At 69.9% G+C, this 17,323-nt stretch carries 17 protein-coding genes and 1 pseudogene; 7 read left to right on the top strand and 11 right to left on the bottom strand.

Features of this window, described 5'->3' with window-relative positions:
* Nucleotides 1-52: 52 nt before the first annotated feature.
* Entirely contained in the window at nt 53-793 is a 741-nt protein-coding gene (locus OG884_RS00180; RefSeq protein WP_326640896.1) for a YcnI family copper-binding membrane protein, read from the bottom strand.
* 43 nt (nt 794-836) lie between these two features.
* A complete protein-coding gene (locus OG884_RS00175; protein ID WP_326640894.1) occupies nt 837-1,391 on the bottom strand; it encodes an MFS transporter in 555 nt (184 codons plus the stop codon).
* Nucleotides 1,392-1,531: 140 nt separating this feature from the next.
* On the opposite strand from OG884_RS00175, the gene OG884_RS00170 reads away from it, so the two are divergent.
* Nucleotides 1,532-1,939: a hypothetical protein gene (locus tag OG884_RS00170; RefSeq protein WP_326640892.1), complete on the top strand. Its 408-nt coding sequence runs from the start codon at nt 1,532-1,534 to the stop codon at nt 1,937-1,939.
* Between the two features lie 79 nt (nt 1,940-2,018).
* On the opposite strand, the gene OG884_RS00165 is transcribed toward OG884_RS00170, so the two are convergent.
* From OG884_RS00165 to OG884_RS00155, 3 genes are read right to left on the bottom strand one after another with little or no spacing between them, the layout of a single operon-like run.
* Nucleotides 2,019-2,768, bottom strand: a complete 750-nt coding sequence (locus tag OG884_RS00165) for an ABC transporter ATP-binding protein (protein WP_326640890.1) — start codon at nt 2,766-2,768, stop codon at nt 2,019-2,021.
* Between the two features lie 3 nt (nt 2,769-2,771).
* A complete protein-coding gene (locus OG884_RS00160; RefSeq protein ID WP_326640888.1) occupies nt 2,772-3,560 on the bottom strand; it encodes an ABC transporter permease in 789 nt (262 codons plus the stop codon).
* A 33-nt stretch (nt 3,561-3,593) separates the two neighbouring features.
* Nucleotides 3,594-4,259, bottom strand: a complete 666-nt coding sequence (locus OG884_RS00155) for an ABC transporter permease (protein WP_326647111.1) — start codon at nt 4,257-4,259, stop codon at nt 3,594-3,596.
* 396 nt (nt 4,260-4,655) lie between these two features.
* Between OG884_RS00155 and OG884_RS00150 the strand changes: the two genes are divergently transcribed.
* From OG884_RS00150 to OG884_RS00140, 3 genes are all read left to right on the top strand, one after another.
* On the top strand, nt 4,656-5,792 hold the full coding sequence (locus tag OG884_RS00150; protein ID WP_326640886.1) for an alpha/beta hydrolase fold domain-containing protein: 1,137 nt from the start codon (nt 4,656-4,658) through the stop codon (nt 5,790-5,792).
* A 358-nt stretch (nt 5,793-6,150) separates the two neighbouring features.
* Complete coding sequence (locus tag OG884_RS00145; RefSeq protein WP_326640884.1) at nt 6,151-7,755, top strand: serine/threonine-protein kinase; 1,605 nt, start codon at nt 6,151-6,153, stop codon at nt 7,753-7,755.
* Between the two features lie 394 nt (nt 7,756-8,149).
* Entirely contained in the window at nt 8,150-8,569 is a 420-nt protein-coding gene (locus tag OG884_RS00140) for an ester cyclase (protein WP_326640882.1), read from the top strand.
* Between the two features lie 93 nt (nt 8,570-8,662).
* On the opposite strand, the gene OG884_RS00135 is transcribed toward OG884_RS00140, so the two are convergent.
* The 4 genes and pseudogenes from OG884_RS00135 to OG884_RS00120 form a co-directional block, all read right to left on the bottom strand.
* A complete protein-coding gene (locus OG884_RS00135; protein ID WP_326647110.1) occupies nt 8,663-9,112 on the bottom strand; it encodes a UTRA domain-containing protein in 450 nt (149 codons plus the stop codon).
* Between the two features lie 78 nt (nt 9,113-9,190).
* A pseudogene (locus OG884_RS00130) lies at nt 9,191-9,307 on the bottom strand (GntR family transcriptional regulator); the annotation flags it as partial.
* Between the two features lie 298 nt (nt 9,308-9,605).
* Nucleotides 9,606-9,893, bottom strand: a complete 288-nt coding sequence (locus OG884_RS00125) for an HU family DNA-binding protein (RefSeq protein ID WP_030909250.1) — start codon at nt 9,891-9,893, stop codon at nt 9,606-9,608.
* Between the two features lie 322 nt (nt 9,894-10,215).
* Nucleotides 10,216-10,389 (bottom strand): hypothetical protein, encoded by a 174-nt coding sequence (locus OG884_RS00120; RefSeq protein ID WP_326640877.1) that lies wholly within the window; start codon nt 10,387-10,389, stop codon nt 10,216-10,218.
* A 163-nt stretch (nt 10,390-10,552) separates the two neighbouring features.
* On the opposite strand from OG884_RS00120, the gene mihF reads away from it, so the two are divergent.
* Nucleotides 10,553-10,861 (top strand): integration host factor, actinobacterial type, encoded by a 309-nt coding sequence (gene mihF, locus OG884_RS00115; RefSeq protein WP_326640874.1) that lies wholly within the window; start codon nt 10,553-10,555, stop codon nt 10,859-10,861.
* Nucleotides 10,862-11,072: 211 nt separating this feature from the next.
* Here the strand turns inward: mihF and aceA are convergent, their stop codons facing one another.
* Nucleotides 11,073-12,365, bottom strand: a complete 1,293-nt coding sequence (gene aceA / locus OG884_RS00110) for an isocitrate lyase (RefSeq protein ID WP_326640872.1) — start codon at nt 12,363-12,365, stop codon at nt 11,073-11,075.
* 401 nt (nt 12,366-12,766) lie between these two features.
* Between aceA and OG884_RS00105 the strand changes: the two genes are divergently transcribed.
* Nucleotides 12,767-14,236 (top strand): helix-turn-helix domain-containing protein, encoded by a 1,470-nt coding sequence (locus tag OG884_RS00105; protein WP_442811608.1) that lies wholly within the window; start codon nt 12,767-12,769, stop codon nt 14,234-14,236.
* A 23-nt stretch (nt 14,237-14,259) separates the two neighbouring features.
* Here OG884_RS00105 and OG884_RS00100 read toward each other — a convergent pair whose 3' ends face one another.
* Complete coding sequence (locus OG884_RS00100; protein ID WP_326640868.1) at nt 14,260-16,113, bottom strand: hypothetical protein; 1,854 nt, start codon at nt 16,111-16,113, stop codon at nt 14,260-14,262.
* Between the two features lie 131 nt (nt 16,114-16,244).
* Between OG884_RS00100 and OG884_RS00095 the strand changes: the two genes are divergently transcribed.
* Nucleotides 16,245-17,195 carry a glucosyl-3-phosphoglycerate synthase gene (locus OG884_RS00095; protein WP_326640866.1) on the top strand — a complete coding sequence of 317 codons (951 nt, stop codon included), beginning with the start codon at nt 16,245-16,247 and terminating at the stop codon, nt 17,193-17,195.
* The last annotated feature ends 128 nt before the right edge of the window (nt 17,196-17,323 follow it).

The raw sequence follows: 17,323 nt of genomic DNA, 5'->3' as shown, positions 1-17,323 counted from the left end.
TCACGGTGAGCCGGCCCCGGAAAGGTCCTTTCCGGGGCCGGCTCGCACAGGATCAGGAGGCGCGGCCGCCGCGGCGCAGGCCGAGGGCGCCGACCACGGTCCCGACCAGCCCGAGCACCAGGCCGGCCCCGCCGAGCAGGCGGGCGGTTCCGTCCGAGCCCTCGGAGGAGGAGGCGGGGGCCACCGACGGCGCGGCCGGTGCGGCGACGGCCGACGGCGTCGCGGAGGCGGAGGCGTCGTGACCGTCACCCTCGGCGGAGGCGGGGGTGAGCTTCAGCACCGGGGCCGGCCGTTCGACCTCGGAACCGTCGGCCTTGGGCTCGTCCGCCCACTTGACGACCTCACCACCGGTGTAGGTCTGGGTGGTGGGGAAGACGAGCTGGTCGGTGTCGGTGGGCAGCTTGCCCATGGACACCTCGAACTCCTGGAACTGGCCGGGCTCGATCCGCCCACCCGACCAGACGACCTTCGTGACCGCCTCGGTGAGCTCGCCGTACTCGGTGGTGACCGGTTTGGGCAGCTTGCCCTCCAGCACCTTGACCTTCCACCCGGGTACCGGCTTGACCGAGACGAACGCCAGCGGGTGGTCGACGGGGAAAGTCACCTCCAGCTTGGTCGTCGAGGCGTCGTCACGCTCGTTCGGGACCCGGAAGGCGACCTTGGTGAAGCCGCCCTGCTGGGCGCTGTTGGGATTGATGGTGACGTGCGCGAGAACGGGCAGGGCGAGACCGAGAGTGAGGGCGGTGACACCGGCGGCGACGGTGACCAGGCGGCGGGCATGGAAAAGCGGCATGGGAGTTCTCCACTTCGGGATTTCATGATTTCGGGGGGATGGGTCAGGCGGCGGGGAGTGGAGGACCGCGCCGGCTGACGGAGTGACGGAGGACGGCACGCGCGAAGACGGGCGTGACCGGGGTACGGGGGGAGCGCGGCGGAGCCGGGGCCTCAGCCGGGAGCGGCAGCAGCCGGAACATCGCGCCGAGGCGGTGCCGGGCCGAGCGGAGCAGCGCCCACAGGGCGGTCTCGCCGCGGGCCAGCCACCATCCGGTGACCAGCGTCGCGGTGAGGTGCGCGAGGAGCATGCCGAGACTCTCGCCCAGCCCCCTGACGTGCGGGTGCGGGGCCACTGGAATCCCCGCGGCGTCGCCCAGGAGGAACAACTCGTGCAGGGACAGTTGCAGGACCGACAGCCCGGTGCTGATCGCCACGGTGGACCGCTCGCGCCCGGCGAGTAGCACGCTGATCGCCATGACCGCGGCCCCGCCGCCCGCCACCGCCCACGGCTCCGGCCCGGAACCGCCCGCGACCACGTGGCCGAGGACGGCGAGCGTCACGCAGACGGCCGAGAAGGCGGCCGCGCGCATGAGGCGTAATGGGAGGCGGGCGCGCATGGTGCCCCATATGCTCTCACGCCTCTGCGATGTCTGCCGTTTTAAGATTTTTGTCGCTATGGTTGCCGCGATCCTGACAGATCCTTCAATCCGAGGTGGTAGGGATGCGGCACGTTTCTGGGGTGCTTGTCGGATTGGTTATGGCAGCGGTGCTGCTCTTCGGCGCCGGTTGGGCGGTGCAGGAGGCGGGGGCGAGCCTGGTGCCCCTTCCCGCGGAGAGCGACTCGAAGATCTGGATCGCACTCGGCGTGATGGCCGCCATCGGCCTCCTGGTCGGCCTGGTGGTCGCCGGCCGCGTCTCCCCGCTGGCCACCTTCGTCCCGTCGATGGTGCTGCTCGCCTGGACCGTGGTGTACGCCCTGGACGTCAGGCGCGCCATGGGCCTGATTCCCGACGACCCCGCCTTCCATCGGCTGCTCCTGCAGGCGGGGCGCGGCATGGGCCTGCTGCTGACCACCGGTGTCTATGCCCTCCTCGGCGTTCTGCTGTTCCTGCCGGTGCTGATGCCATCCCGCTGGGCGCCGCGGTTCCGGGACGAGGAGGAGTAGGAGGAGTCCGGAGAGCGGGACTATCGCTGAGCCCCCGGCCACCGGCCTGCTCGGGCCTTGAGGACTCGGGCCTTGAGGATCAGCCGGAGTACAGGCGGGCGACCACGTCCTCCATGGAGTTCTCCTCGGGGGCGGTGGCGCGCAGCTCGTCGAGGGTGCCGTCGAAGGCCAGGCTGCCGTGGTCGATCAGCATGACGCGGCGGCAGAGCTTCTCGATGTCGCCCAGATCGTGGGTGGTGAGCAGGACCGTGGTGCCGCGCTCGGCGTTGAGGCGGAGCAGGAAGTCGCGCATGGCGACCTTGCTGACCACGTCCAGGCCGATCGTGGGCTCGTCGAGCACCAGCACGGCTGGATCGTGCAGGAGCGCGGCGGTGATGTCGCCGCGCATGCGCTGGCCGAGGCTGAGCTGGCGGACCGGAGTGCCCATGAAGCCGTCGAGGCCGAGGAGTTCGGTCAACTCGGCCAGCCGCCGCCGGAAATCCGACCGATCTACTTTGTAAAGGTGTCGGATCAGTTCAAAACTGTCCCGCAGCGGCAGATCCCACCACAGGGTCGTCCGCTGGCCGAACACCACCCCGATCCTGCGCGCCAGCGCGGTGCGGCGGCGCGTCGGGTCGAGCCCGGCCACCCGGATGCTGCCGGAGGTCGGCGCCAGGATGCCGGTGAGCATCTTGATGGTGGTGGACTTGCCCGCGCCGTTGGGGCCGAGGTAGCCGACGAACTCCCCGGCCTTCACGCTGAACGACAGATCCCGTACGGCGTGCACGGTCTTTCTGGCCCTGCGGCGGCCCGCGGTGAACGAGCGGCCGACCCGGTCAACTTCGATCATGTGTCAACTCCCCGTCGAGCGGTAGCGGCGGATGCCCGTCCGCCAGGCGAGGGCGGCGAGGGCGGCCAGGGCGACGGCCGCCAGGGGCGAGGCGAAGCGGAGCCAGTACGGCAGGCCGAAGGGGTCCTCACGGTCGAGCACGAACAGTGCGGGCTGCCAGTTCACGAACGCCAGCGGTACGACGAAGGTGACGCCCTTGACGAGTTCGGAGCCGTAGACGCTCAGCGGGTACTGGGTGAGGGTGCTGCCGCCGTAGGTGAAGGCGTTGGCCACCTCGGGGGCGTTGATCAGCAGGAACTGCATGGCCCTGCCAAGGGTGAAGACCGAGGCGAAGATGACGATCCCGCACAGGACCATCAGCGGGATCATCCAGATCCTGCCCTGGTCGAGGCCGAGCCGGGGTAGCGCGACGGCGAGCACGACGGCGGCCTGTGCCGTCCTGCCGAAGCGGTGCACGCTGAAGCGGTCGACGGCCATCTGCGTGAACGCGCTCGCCGGACGGATCAGCATGGTGTCGAAGCTGCCGCTCCTGATGTGCTGGCTGAGCCGGTCGACGTTGCCGAAGAGCATGTCGGCCAGGGCGAAGGACAGGCCGGCGGTGCCGTACAGGAACATCACCTCGGCCAGGCCGAAGCCGCCCAGTGACCCGGTGTGCTCGAAGATCACCCAGATCGCCGCCACGTCCAGCGCGTTGACCGCGAACGAACCCAGCAGCATCATGATCAGCGGCCCCGGGTACTGTGCCGAGGCTCGTAGCCAGGTCCAGGCCAGCAGGAGGTACGTCCTCACCATCGGCTGTCCCGCCCGGCAGCCTTCCGCGCGTCGTCACCCACCCTGGATCACGACCTTTCTGCGGGCGGCGCCGGTGGCCAGGGCTCCCAGGATCAGCAGCGCCACCGCCCAGGCGGCCTGGAACCCCAGGGCCTCCAGGACCTCTCGCTTGCCGAGGTAGAGGTCGGCGGGGACCTGGACCATGGCCGACCAGGGGAGCGCCTCGGCCAGGGTGCCGAGCCAGCCGGGGAAGAGGTTGAGTGGCAGGACCATGCCGCTGAAGAAGAGCGTTGTCACCAGCGACAGCGACTGCACGCCCCGGTCGTCGACCACCCAGCAGGCGGACAGTGCGACCAGATAGCGCAGGGCGAAGCTGACGACCACCCCGAGGCCGAGGCCGGCGGTGAACGACACCCAGGTCATCGGGTCGACCGGCACGACGAGGCCGAACAGCATGGCGCCGATGGCCGTCGGAGGCAGGCTGCGCAGCAGGAGGAGGTAGGCGGCCCGGCCGAGATCGTCGGCGAGGCTCCACATCTGCAGGGACGCGGGGCGGACCAGGTCCAGGGCCACGTCTCCGCTGCGTACGCGTTCGGAGAGCTCCAGGCCGCCGCCGAAGACCTGCATCGGGCCGATGAAGGCCTGGCTGAGGAAGCAGAAGGTGACGGCGTCGGCGAGGTCGTATCCGGCGAGGCCGGGGCGGGCCTGCCAGAGGGCGATCAGGACGTAGGCGCGGAGGATGCCGAAGACGGTGTTGGTGAAGGCTCCGGCGATGGCGGCGGCGCGGTAGGTGGAGTGGCGGCGGAAGCCGTACCCGGCGATACGCGCGTAGAGCAGGAAGGCTGCCTCCCGGTGGGTGTCAGGACAACCCTCCCATCTTCCTGGGTGGCATGGGGAGGGGCAATGGATTTTCGGCGCATCGGATGCGGGCCCGTCGCGGGATCCGGGTGGCGTGCGGTGGTCGGGTCCGATGTCGGGCTTCGGCGGGGGTGCCGCCTGGATCCGGTCGTGTTTCCAGGGGGGACATCTGTTCGATACATGTTTGCAATCTTCTTGATATGTGTATCGCCACTAAAAGTGTGTTATGAGGGGAATGTCCTTTTGTGGAGGTCCCCCATGCGCTATGAGATAAATACGGACGTCAGCCCGGCCTACCCCTTCAGCTGGCAGGCGGCGACCCTCAACGCGATCATGCGCGGCACCTTCAAACCCGCCTCCCAGTTTCTGCTGAGAACCGACATCGGTTTCGTCGCGGCCTCCCGCATCGCCGCTCTGGCGGGCAGGGTCCCGCTCCGCCTGCCGGTCCACGTACGCGTGACACCTGACGAGGCCGGGCCGTGCCCGGGGGAGTGGGTCCGCGCGGGCGAGGAGCTCGACGAGCGCAAGGTCCTGCTCTACTTCCACGGCGGGGGCTATTTCGCCGGCTCCCCGGCCACCCATCGGCCGATCACCTGGCGCCTGTCGGCCGCGACCCGGCGGCCGGTGCTGGCGGTCGACTACCGTCAGGGCCCGGTCCACACGCCGGCCGAGGCCCTTGCGGACGCGATCGCCGCCTACCGGTGCCTCCTGGAGCACGGTTACCACCCCGCCGACATCGTCTTCGGCGGGGACTCAGCCGGCGGCCACCTCACCCTGGCCACGCTCCTGGCGCTCCGCGACCAGGACATGCCGTTGCCGGCCGCCGCCGTGTGTCTGTCGCCGTGGACGGATCTCACCGACGTGCCCCGCAGGGTCAACCGGACGCTCGACCCGATGATCCCGGCCGGCAGCGTCGAATGGCTCGCCCGCCGCTGGACCGCGGGTCTCGACCCCCACGACCCTTTGCTCTCCCCGGTCCTCGGCGACTACACCGGCCTGCCGCCGCTGATGGTCGTCACCGGCTCCACCGAGGTCCTGCGCGACGAGGGCCGCCGGGTGGCCGAGCGGGCCCGCGCGGCCGGGGTGTCGGTCATGTACGAGGAGTGGCCCCGCATGCCTCACGTCTTCGCCATCCTCGCCGACGTCGTCCCCGAGGCCCGCGAGGTCTATCCGCACATCGCCCGCTTCCTCGACGCCGCGCAGGACCTCCTGCCCGACCAAGAGGTCGCCGCGCAGGACCTTCTCGCCCGAGACGTACCCGACCAGGGCCTCGCCGCCCAGGATCTCGTGGCCTCGGATCTTGCCGTGTCCGACCTTCCGGCGCCAGGCCTTCCCGGCGAGGACGTCTCCGCTCTCCGGATCCCGCCCGTACAGTCCGGTTCCACGGCCGCCTGATCGCCGCGATCGCTTGATCGCCGCGATCGCTTGAGCGCCGCGATCGCCTGAGCGCGCCACGGCCGCTTGAGCGCGCCGAGACTGCGGGCTCGCCGCGGCCCGGGTTCCCGATGTCCGGCGGCGACTCGTCCGGCCGTGCTCGGCAGCGCGGGCCTTTCCCGCTGGTCACGCCGTCCCGTCCAGGCTCAAAGGCATCCTGTGCACCACGGATTTCTTACCCCCGGGGATCATTCGCCTTACCTCTCATATCCCTTCTGGCCTGTCGGGAGCGAAGAGCGCTCGAATCCCGTCACAGTGTGCTTGCCGTAGCCCGCGCACGAGAGGCTCAACGAGGATGGCACGTGGGGGAACAGATCCCATGAACGGTATGCCGGCCGGTGTGCGGCCGCTGACCGTCGGGGACCCGGTCATCATCGGCCGTTATCTTCTGCTCGGCCGCCTCGGAACAGGCGGCATGGGCATCGTCTATCTGGCCGAACATCCGCAGGGCGGAGTGGTGGCGATCAAGACCCCGCATCCGATGCACCTCAACGATGCCACGCTCCGCGCCCGTTTCGCCGAGGAAGTGAGATTCTCCCGGAGAGTGGTGCCTTTCTGTACCGCCGCGGTCATCGAGGACGGTACGGACAAGGACCGCCCATATCTGGTGTCGGAGTACGTTCCGGGCCCCGCGCTCTCCCAGGTGGTCTCCGCGCACGGCCCGCTCACCCCCGATCTGGCCTACGGCGTCGCCCTGGGGGTGGCCGCCGCGCTGGTCGCGGTGCACGAGGCGGGGTTGGTTCACCGAGATCTGAAACCGGGCAACGTGCTGCTGTCGGACACCGGTCCCCGGGTGATCGACTTCGGCATCGCCAGGGACATCGACGTCCTCGCCGCGCACACGCAGGCGGGGCAGGTCATGGGCAGTCCCGGCTGGGTCGCCCCGGAGCGGCTCACCGGCGGGCTCGCGCTGCCCGCCTCCGACATCTTCGCCTGGGGCTGCCTGGTGGCCTACGCGGCCGGTGGCCACCACCCCTTCGGCACGGGCGAGGTGGACGTGCTGACCCGGCGCATCATGGTCGAGCCGCCGAGGGTGGCCTCGGTGCCCGCGCTGCTGCGCCCGGCCGTCGAGGCCTCCCTGGCCAAGAACCCCGCCGACCGGCCGGGGGCCGCCGACCTGCTCGGCGCGCTGCTCGCCGCGGGTGGTGTGGGTGATCCGTGGGACCTGCGCGAGGCGGTCGCGGAGGTGCTGGCGGAGATCTGGACGCCGGTGCCCCACACGCCGGGAGCCGGGAGGGTGCGACTCGCGGTTCCGTCCTCGTTCCATGACGAGCCCTCGGTTCCGGTGGAGGCCTCCGCCAGGGCTTCGCGCAGGGCCAGGCCGAGCAAGGGCGCGCACCTGTCGCAGGCCGGCTTCGCGGCGCTGGCCACGGTCTCCATGGCGGCGGTCACCGTGGCCGCCGCGGCCGGCGGCGGGATCGGCTCCGGCGGCACCGGTTCGGGGATGCCCGAGCCGGTGCCGCCGGTCCTGCCCGCCGACGGCACGCCCTCCGGCTCCGTCTTCCACGGTGGCACCCGGCCGTCCGCCGGCAGGCCGCGGACAGCCCTTCCGGTCACCCCCTCCACGGTCCAGATCACCACCACCCGGACCGTCTCGCTGCCCATCGCCGGCCACGACGGCCGAGGCGGCCGAGGCGGCCATGACGGCCGTGACGGCCGCGAGGAACCGATGCCGGAGCGTCCGCGCGGCTCAGGCGGCTCTCCCGGCGGCGGTGACGACGGGCAGGACTGCGCGGACACGACCGCGAAGGGCAGGGGCAGGAACAGGGACTGCCCGACGGCATCGGGTGGTCCCAAGCCCTCCTTCACCCAGATCCCGCAGACCGGGGACGGGGAGAGTCCGTCCCCGACGCCCACCGCTCCCGCTCCCTCGGGGACGACCATCACTCCGCCCATTCCCAGCCCTTCTGTGCAGATGGGCTGAATAGCCTGTTTCGGGTGATTTACGGGAAAATATTGCTGGATCGGGTAAAGCGGGCGCCGCGAACCGAGGCGGAGGGGAGACCGATGGGCGAGCCTGTGCCCGGTGCGGTGGAGTTGAGCGGCGTCGGTCCGGGTGGTCGGCCGGACCCTGCTGGACGGCATCGGAAGCACGGATCCACACCGGCCCGGGAGGCCGGGGAGGCCGTCCTGACGGCCTCAGGTTTTCGGCCGCGCGTTCGCGCCCTCCGGTGAGGAGCGGAGCAGTAGCGGGTTCCGTGAGGTGTTTGCCCCAGTCATCGCGGCAATCTACCCAATAGGCCTCCTTCAAGAGGCGGCCGGCCGGGGGAGAGAAAGCCGCGTCGTATGCATCCACTCGCGGCGAGGAGGGCGAAACCATGACCGATGCCCGGGAAGTGCGCGACAGGTACACCGCCGCGTTCAACGCCCATGACATGGATGCGCTGCTGCGCACCGTCAGTCCGATCGGGGTGACCGTCAGCCCAGAAGGCCTGTCCCAAGGGCACGAAGAACTCGCCTCATACCTAGAACAGTTTTGGGAAGCCTTTCCGGACGTTCGCGCAGTGGTCGTGGAGTCGTTCGACGTCGAGGATGTGACGATCGACGAGCTGTTGATGGTGGGCACCCATATGGGACCGTACATGTTGCCCGATGGCCAAGTGATCACGGCGACGGGTCGCTCCGTGTCGATACGCTGCTGCTATATCTGCACGATTGAGAACAGGCTCATCGTGAGCCTGCGCCTCTACTTCGATCAGTCAGAGTTGCGCGCCCAACTCGGTCTCCCATGTGAGTGACCTCCTACTCGACGGCCGCCGGTCCGCACGCGCGGTACGCGACTGAGAGCCCGCACACGTCGAAGCGGAGCGGCTCCCTCCGGAAACGCCGGATCAGCGGGTGATGCGGATTCGCACGATGTCGGTGCGGTGCAGGGCGACGCCGTAGACGAGCGGCACGTCACCGTGTCCGAAAACGGTCTGCAGCGTCCGGGCCAGGGGATAGCCCACGGGGACGCGCAACGCGTCGGCCCCCTGATCGGAGGCGAGCACGGCTTCGAGGTCGGTGATCACCTGGGCGGCCGGGCGCAGGACGACCCGGTCGAGGAACATGAACAGGTCGGTGTCGATACCGAGCATCGGACTCGGGTCGATCTCGTTGGCGCCGATCTTCAGCGGTACGTAGTCCCGCATGTACGCGGCCCGCACGTCGTCGACGCTGAAGATCCGCGTCACCTGCCACACGGGCGACCGCGCCGGTAGGCCCAGCGCCTCGGCCGCCGCGGGCGGGCTCGGCACGGTGTCGCACGACGACGTGACCAGCTCGGCCGTGTGCCCCGCCATCTGGATACGGTCACGGTAGGCGAGGATCTTCGACATGCTCAGCGGCGCCAGGTCGCGGGTGCCGGCGAGGAACGTGCCGATTCCCCAGCGCCGGACCACCGCGCCCTCGATGGCCAGGACGCCCAGCGCCTCGCGGACGGTGCCGCGGCTCACGTCCAGCATCTCGGAGAGATCCTGCTCGGTCGGCAGCCGGTCTCCTGGCTGGACCTTAAACGTCTGAGGTGCAACCTTCCTTGGGAGACGTCTGGGCTACAAGAAGCTCGATGTGACATTCGGGTCACGGCGGCCAGGTGTACGGCACGGGTCCCGGGGGTGTCCGGTGGCGAAATACGGGGCGGGGGCGGAGTTTTCGCGCGGGTCGCCGGGATGACGGAGATCTGTGGGCGTGAGTGAGATCACACTTGGTGGACCGGACGGGAGCTCGCACGGTGGTCGTATCCGCGCGGACCATGACCCACAGGACCGTGCCCCGCGGGGTCGTGACCTAAGGGTGTCAGTCCTTCTTACGCTGGCGGATCAGGCCCATGAACCCCGGGCTGGGCTTGAACTTCGCCGTCCAGGTCTCCGCGATCTCCAGTGGCTCGCCGGTCTGCGGGTTGCGCCCGGTCCGTGCGGGTTTGTGGACGATCTCGAAGGATCCGAACCCGGGGATCGCCACCTTGTCCTCGGCCGCCACCGCCGTCTGGATCGTCCCCAGGATGGCGTCGAGAGCCGCGGCCGTCTGCCGTCGGGTGAGCCCGGCCTCTGCGGCGGCCTTCTCGATCAGCTCGCGCTTGTTCATGGGGACAGTTAACGCCATCACCGCCCGGTGAATCGAGCCCCGTCCTTCATCGGTCGCCGGTGGGACGGGTGCCCGCCCGGTTCGTGGGACGGGCACCCGCCCCCGTTCAGCGGTCGGGCTGGGCGGCCAGCCGTTCCGCCTCGGTGTGCAGTGCCTCGACGAGGATGAGCTCCAGGCGGAGATCTTCGTCAACGAGGCCGACCAGAACATCCATCGAGCCTCCCTGACCATTCTGACGCCCCAGCGGTCGCAGAAGTTGACAGCCGTACCGGACTGGACTCGGCTGTGTGCCGACCCTGAGCGTTCGCATAGGTGGGGTCCGCTACGCCGGGACGAGCTCCGCCAGATCGACGTGCTCTCCAACCTCGCGGATGCTCATGCAGTACGCCACGAGAACCCGCCGCCCGTCGATCCGGCGGGTGACCAGCAGACAGGGGCCGTCGTGAACCACGATGGCCTCAACCTCTATGCCCTGAGGGCTTCGCCAGATACCCATGAGCCCGAGGCTACGGAGGGCCGGGTAAGGGCGGGGTAACCAAACAGGCATATCGTGATGCACAGTACGGACCTTATGGATCTATCCGTAGGCTCTCCGATGATTAACCCAGTCGCTTTGGGTAACAGGACGCTGGAATTACCGTCATCAGGGAGAAAACACCATGGCTTTGCCCAAGCTCACCCCCGAACAGCGTCAGGCCGCCCTGGTCAAGGCCGCCGAGACCCGCACGGCCCGTGCCAAGCTTCTCGCCGAGGTCAAGAACGGCGCCCTCAGCCTGGAGCAGCTGCTTGGCCGCGATGACGACATCGCCAGGCGGATCAAGGTGTCGCAGGCTCTCCGGGCGCTGCCCGGAGTTGGAACGGTCAAGGCCGCGCAGCTGATGGCGCAGGCCGACGTGGACGAGGCACGCCGCCTGGGCGGCCTCGGCGCTCAGCAGCGCCGCAAGCTCATCGAGGCCGTCGGCCGCTGAGGCGCTGCCCCTCCCCCCGCGATCGCGCGCGGGGCACGCCGCCCTCACACCGGTCATGCCGCGGAGCGCGGGACGGATACGGGGAGGCCCCGCCGTACGGATTCGGGGGAGATCCGTACGGCGGGGCCTCATCCGACGACCTGATCATCGCGCTCGCCCGGGGAACCGTTCCATGCCCCGGAAGTCGTCTGGGCGAGCTCGGTCCGGAGAGTCAGTGAGCCTCTGCGAACTGCTCCTCCTCCGTCGACCCCTTCAGGGCCGTGGTGGAGGAATCCGGCGCGATGGCCGTGCTGACCAGGTCGAAGTATCCGGTGCCGACCTCGCGCTGGTGGCGGGTGGCGGTGTAGCCGCGAGCCTCGGCGGCGAACTCGGCCTCCTGGAGCTCGACGTAGGAGGTCATGCCGTCCTCGGCGTAGCCTCGGGCGAGGTTGAACATCGAGTGGTTCAGCGAGTGGAAGCCCGCCAGCGTGATGAACTGGAACTTGTAGCCCATGTGACCGAGTTCGCGCTGGAACTTGGCGATGGTGGAGTCGTCCAGGTGCTTCTTCCAGTTGAACGAGGGCGAGCAGTTGTAGGACAGCATCTGGTTGGGGTACTCGGCCTTGATGGCCTCGGCGAACTCGCGGGCCACGTCCAGGTCCGGGGTGGAGGTCTCCATCCAGAGCAGGTCGGAGTGGGGCGCGTAGGCCAGGCCGCGGGCGATGCAGGCGTCCACGCCGTTGCGGACCCGGTAGAAGCCCTCCGCGGTGCGGTCGCCGGTGGTGAACGCCTGGTCACGGGGGTCGACGTCGGTGGTCAGGAGCGTCGCGGCCTGGGCGTCGGTCCGCGCGATGACCAGGGTCGGCACGCCCAGCACGTCCGCGGCCAGGCGGGCGGCGCTGAGGGTCTTGATGTGCTGGCCGGTGGGGATGAGCACCTTGCCGCCCAGGTGGCCGCACTTCTTCTCCGAGGCGAGCTGGTCCTCCCAGTGCACGCCCGCGGCACCCGCGGCGATCATGCCCTTCATCAGCTCGAAGGCGTTCAGCACGCCGCCGAAGCCGGCCTCCGCGTCGGCCACGATCGGCGCCAGCCAGTGCGGCGCGTCGTGGTCGCCCTCCGACCAGGTGATCTGGTCCGCGCGGAGCAGCGCGTTGTTGATCCGGCGGACCACGGCCGGAACCGAGTTGGCCGGGTAGAGGCTCTGGTCGGGGTAGGTCTGCGCGCCGAGGTTGGCGTCCGCGGCGACCTGCCAGCCTGACAGGTAGATCGCCTTCAGGCCGGCCTTGACCTGCTGCACGGCCTGGTTGCCGGTCAGTGCGCCCAGGGCGTGCACGTAGTCCTCGTTGTTCAGCAGGTCCCACAGCCGCTCGGCGCCGAGCCGGGCGAGAGTGTGCTCCTCCTGGACGGACCCCCTGAGTCGAACCACGTCCTCGGCCGTGTACGTCCGCTCGGTGCCCTTCCAGCGAGGGTTGTTCTCCCACTCGCGCCGCAGCTCGTCTGCGGCTCCCTTGAGGCGATCACTCATGGTGTAACTCCTTTTCGTCCCCTGGGTGCCTTACTTCGAGTGTGTGCCCCGACGAAACGGTCAAACAAGGCCGGTTCTCGCGAAAAAATGAAGATTCTTCTCCTGTTGTCAATACTCGCCGGTATTCAGATGGGAAGAACTTCATAGTTTTCGCTATGGACTAGACCAATTCCGGTGGCGCGCTTTGCGGCTTGCCGGCTGCGAGCCGCAGGAGGTCGTCGCTCCGGGATTTCGCCCCCCGGCACCCTTCGGCGCCGACCTTCGCGTCGCCTTGAAGATCACGGTCTCGCCTCCCCGCCCTGAGGAGCCGACCGGCACTCCCGGCGCGGGTACGGCGGCGCTCTCTCAGGTGGCAGGTGAGGTGGTGAAATTTCCCGGGAAATTTCGTTTAGCATCGTGCTATGGCATCTTTGGTGGGTGAAGAACCGCTTTCCTTGACGCAGGAGCTCGATCTCATCGCGTTCGGCCAGCGCCTCCGGCACTTGCGCAAGCAGCGCGGCCTCACCCTGTCCGACCTGGGAGAACGCGTGAACCGCGCGCCCAGCCAGCTTTCCCTGCTGGAGAACGGCAAACGCGAGCCGAAGTTGTCGCTGCTGAAGTCCCTGGCCGCCGCGCTCGGCGTGCCGATCGAGGAACTGCTCCGCAGGCAGGCCCCGAACCGCCGGGCACAGCTGGAGATGGCCCTGGAGGAGGCGCAGCGTGACCCCCTGTACGCCGGGCTCGGCCTGGCCAGGCTGAAGGTCTCCGCTCGCGTCCCCAACGACGTGCTCGAACACATCCTCGGCCTCTACGGGGAGCTGCGCTCACGCCAGGCCAGAGGGACCGCCACCCCCGAGGAGGCCCGTGCCGCGAACGCCGAGCTCCGCCGCAAGCAGCGTGAGCAGGGCAACTACTTCGCGGAGATCGAGCAGGCCGCCGCCGAGGCGCTCGCCGCGGTCGGCTACCGTTCCGGAGCGCTGTCGCAGAGCACCGTCCAGGCGCTGGTCGGCCACTTCGGTTACACCGTGCAGACGGTCCAGGACCTGCCGCTCACCGTGCGCTCCATCTCCGACCTGCGCAACCGGCGGATCTACGTCAAGCACGAGCAGGTCGGCATGCACACCCCCCGCACGATCCTGCTGCAGACCCTCGGACATCTCTCCCTCGGCCACCACAAGCCCCGCGACTTCGCGGACTTCCTGCGTCAGCGGACCGAGGCCAACTATTTCGCCGCCGCCATCCTGGTGCCCGAGGCGGCCGCCGTGCCGTACCTGAGGGAGGCCAAGAAGGACCGGGCGCTGAGCGTGGAGGACCTGCGCGACGTGTTCGCCGTCTCCTACGAGATGGCCGCGCACCGTTTCACCAACCTGGCCACCCACTTCCTCGACCTGAGCTGCCACTTCGTCCGCAACAACGCCGGCGGGATCATCTACAAGGCGTACGAGAACGACGGCATCGTCTTCCCCGCCGACGAGCAGGGCGCGATCGAGGGCCAGCGCATGTGCCTGCAGTGGTCCGGACGCCAGGTCTTCCTGTCACCCGACCGCTTCTCCGTCTACTACCAGTACTCCGACTCGCCCACCGGCACCTATTTCTGCGTCGCCCACGTCGACCCGTCGCGCGAGCGCGACTTCGCCATCACCCTGGGCGTCCCGTACCGGGAGTCGCGCTGGTTTCGCGGGCGCGAGACCACCAGCCGTACCAAGTCGGACTGCCCCACCGGAGACTGCTGCCGCCGCCCGCCCGCCGAGTTGACCCAGCGCTGGGAGGGCTACGCCTGGCCCTCGGCCCGGGGCAACTCCCACATCCTGGCCGCGCTGCCGCCCGGATCCTTCCCCGGTGTCGACGAGGCCGATGTCTACACCTTCCTGGAGCGCCACGCCATCAGCTGAGCACGCGGTCCGGGCACGGTGTGTCATCCCGAGGGCGGGGCCGTCCGGCGCAGCGTCAGGGACGGGTGGCCGTGGAACCGGTAGGCGCCCGCGCTGTCGGGGTCCTGCCCGCGCATGGACCGCAGCACCTCGGCCGGGGGCTCACCGGTGAAGCAGCGCCGGTAGAACTCCCGCGCCAGGCCCCCGCCGACCGGCCAGAGCGGTTCGACGACCCCGCTCGCGCCCGCGAGCAGGAACGCCTGGGCGTCCCCCGGTTCCTCCAGGAAGACGAACGGGGCACCGGTCAGGTCACGGCCCAGCGCCTCGGCCGCGGATCCGCCGGCCGTGAGGTGGACGATGTCCGGCCCCTGGCCGAGTACGCCCAGGATGTCGCCGAGCGCGGGGGAGACCTGCACGGCGCCGTACTCGGTCACCAGCGGATGTGCCTGTGCCTCGTCGTACACCACCGCGACATGATCCGCCCGTGCGCTCACCGGGGGAGGCAGTTCGGGGCGCCGGCCGCCGAGGGGCCAGCGGCCGGTCACCGTCTGGCAGTTCAGATAGCGGGGGAGCGACGGGTCGTACGGGTGCTCCAGTGCGGCCAGTTCCCAGGGCACGTGCGGTTCCTGGGAGAGGATCAGCACGCTCGGCCGGCGCGGTGCCACCCGGCCGGCCACCGCGTTCAGCAGTTCCCAGAACCCCCGAGGCACACGCGAGCCGACCTTCCGTCCCAGTTCCTCGGAGAGGCGGCCCTGCCCGGTCAGGTTCCGGCCGAACTCCGAGGCCCGCATGCCGAGGTCGCAGAACTCGGCCCGGTCGGGGGTGACGAAGTGCGGCGACCGGTAGGTCCACCACAGCCGCCCCGGCTCATCACCGTGGACGATGACCGCCGTGACGTCCGCCGGCTCGCCCAGGAGGGCCGGACGGATACGGGTGCCGGAGACCGGCTCCGGCGCCTCCTCCAGGCCGAGCCTGCCGGGCGAGCCGTGGACCGTGATCGCACGCAGGCCGAACCCGACCACCTGGCCGCGCACCGAGTGGATCGTCTGGATCTGCCGGGCGACCTCGGGCCCCTCCTGCGCGAGGGCGATGAGGTTGACCGCCGCGCGGGGGTACGGTGACGCCGCGTCTGCGCGCAGCCGCACCCGCCACCCAGCCGGTGCGTCGAAGCCCTCGGCGACGAGCTGGATGTCCAGCTCGACCGGCTCGCGCGGTGCCGCGGTGCCGTCCCGCCCCTGGCCGGGGGCGACGCCGATCGACACCTCCGTGCCCCAGCCCGAGACCGACTCGGTGGGTGCCTCGATCAGCGGGACCCCCTCCCACTCGGACCCGGGCGCCGGGGCGGGCGCATCCCCGCGCCGCCTGCGGAAGGCCCCGGTCAGCCGGTCGAGCACCGAGGGGCCTCGGTTCCCGGCGGGAACCCGTGAGGCGGCGAGCGGCTCGGGCGGCGTCGGTGGTGCCTGTGCCTGCGGTGCCTGCGGTGCCTGCGGTGCCTGCGATGCCTGCGATGACGCGGGGCCCGCCGCATGGCCGGGGGGTATCCAGTCGACGCTCATGGCGCCGGTGGAGGGTATGTCGTCGTATCCACCGTCGTACGCGTCCCCGCCCCGGTCCTGCGGCGGGTGCGTCTGCCCGCCCGTGTCGGCGAGCATGGGGATCACCTGCTCGGCGGCGAGGCCGTGCTCCAGGTTCAGCAGTGCGGAGAGCCGGTTCCAGGCGGGGCCGTACTGGGCGATCAGCATGACGATCGCGTCGGCCAGTTGCCCGGGAGGACGGCTGCCGGCCTCGGCCAGCAGAGGATCCAGCCGGTCGCGAAGCTCAGCGGAGGCACCGCCCATCAAGCTGTCAAGCTCGTCGCGGACAGCGCGCGCCGCCCGCATCACGGCTACCGGGTCCATGCCTTCCCTCCTCGTGCCGGACTGGACTGATCTTCCCACCTGTGGGGCGAGGACGGGAGCCGGTACTTGTACGGAATCAGCGCCACATAAGGTGATACCCGTAAGTACCGAGGTGATGGGAAGGGTGGGCTGTGCTGCCTGAGGTCGAGGCATGGCTGAGCGGGCGCACCTCATCCTCGGGCGACTGGTCGCTGCCGGAGCTGCTGAGAGCCAAGGGTGAGACGACGATCAGCGTCGTGTTGCCCGCACGCGACGAGGAGGAGACGGTCGGGGAGATCGTTACCGCGATCCGCCACGATCTCATGGAGGCCGCGCCGCTCGTCGACGAGCTCGTGGTCATCGACTCCCGCTCCGTCGACGACACCGCCGGAAGCGCCGCGCGTGCCGGGGCGACGGTGATCGCGCAGGACGAGGTCCTGCCCGACCTCAAGCCGTTGGACGGCAAGGGCGAGGCACTGTGGAAGTCCCTCGCTGTGACCTCCGGTGACCTGATCGTGTTCATCGACGCCGACCTGCGCGAGTTCCGTACGTCCTTCGTGACCGGGCTGCTCGGCCCGCTGCTGGCCGATCCGGCGGTGGTCTACGTCAAGGGCTGCTACGACCGGCCCCTGCAGAACGTGCAGAGCGGCGGCGGCCGGGTCACCGAGCTCGTCGCGCGCCCCCTGCTCAACCTGCACTGGCCGCTGCTGGCCGGATTCGTGCAACCCCTCGCCGGAGAGTACGCCGGGCGCAGGTCCGTGCTGGAGAGCGTTCCCTTCGTCACCGGCTACGGCGTGGAGCTCGGCTTGCTGATCGATCTGCTCGACCTCGCCGGGCTCGACGCCCTGGCCCAGGTCGACCTGGGCCGCCGGGTCCACTCCCATCAGTCGACGGAGGCGCTTGGCGGGATGGCCGCCCAGATCCTGCAGACCTCCTGGTCGCGCCTGGAGCGCCAGAACATGATGGTGTCCCTGCACAGCCCCTCTCCCCGCCTGGCCCAGTTCCGCCGGGGCGCGAGCGGCCACCAGGTGAGCGTCCGGGACGTCGCCGTTGCCGAACGCCCGCCGATGATCACTGTTCCCGCCTATCGCTCCGCTCGCTGACCACGCCGTACGAGCGTGCTTCCGGGCGGTGCACGGAGCCCTCGACGCGGGCGATGGCCGTTTGGCCGGTGGGGCGGCAGAGGCGCCGTTAACAGCCTTCGCGCCGAGATCGGGCGCGGCGATCGTCG

Source organism: Streptosporangium sp. NBC_01755 (assembly GCF_035917995.1).
Classification (GTDB): Bacteria; Actinomycetota; Actinomycetes; order Streptosporangiales; family Streptosporangiaceae; genus Streptosporangium.
This window is presented reverse-complemented; position numbering and strand designations above follow the sequence as displayed.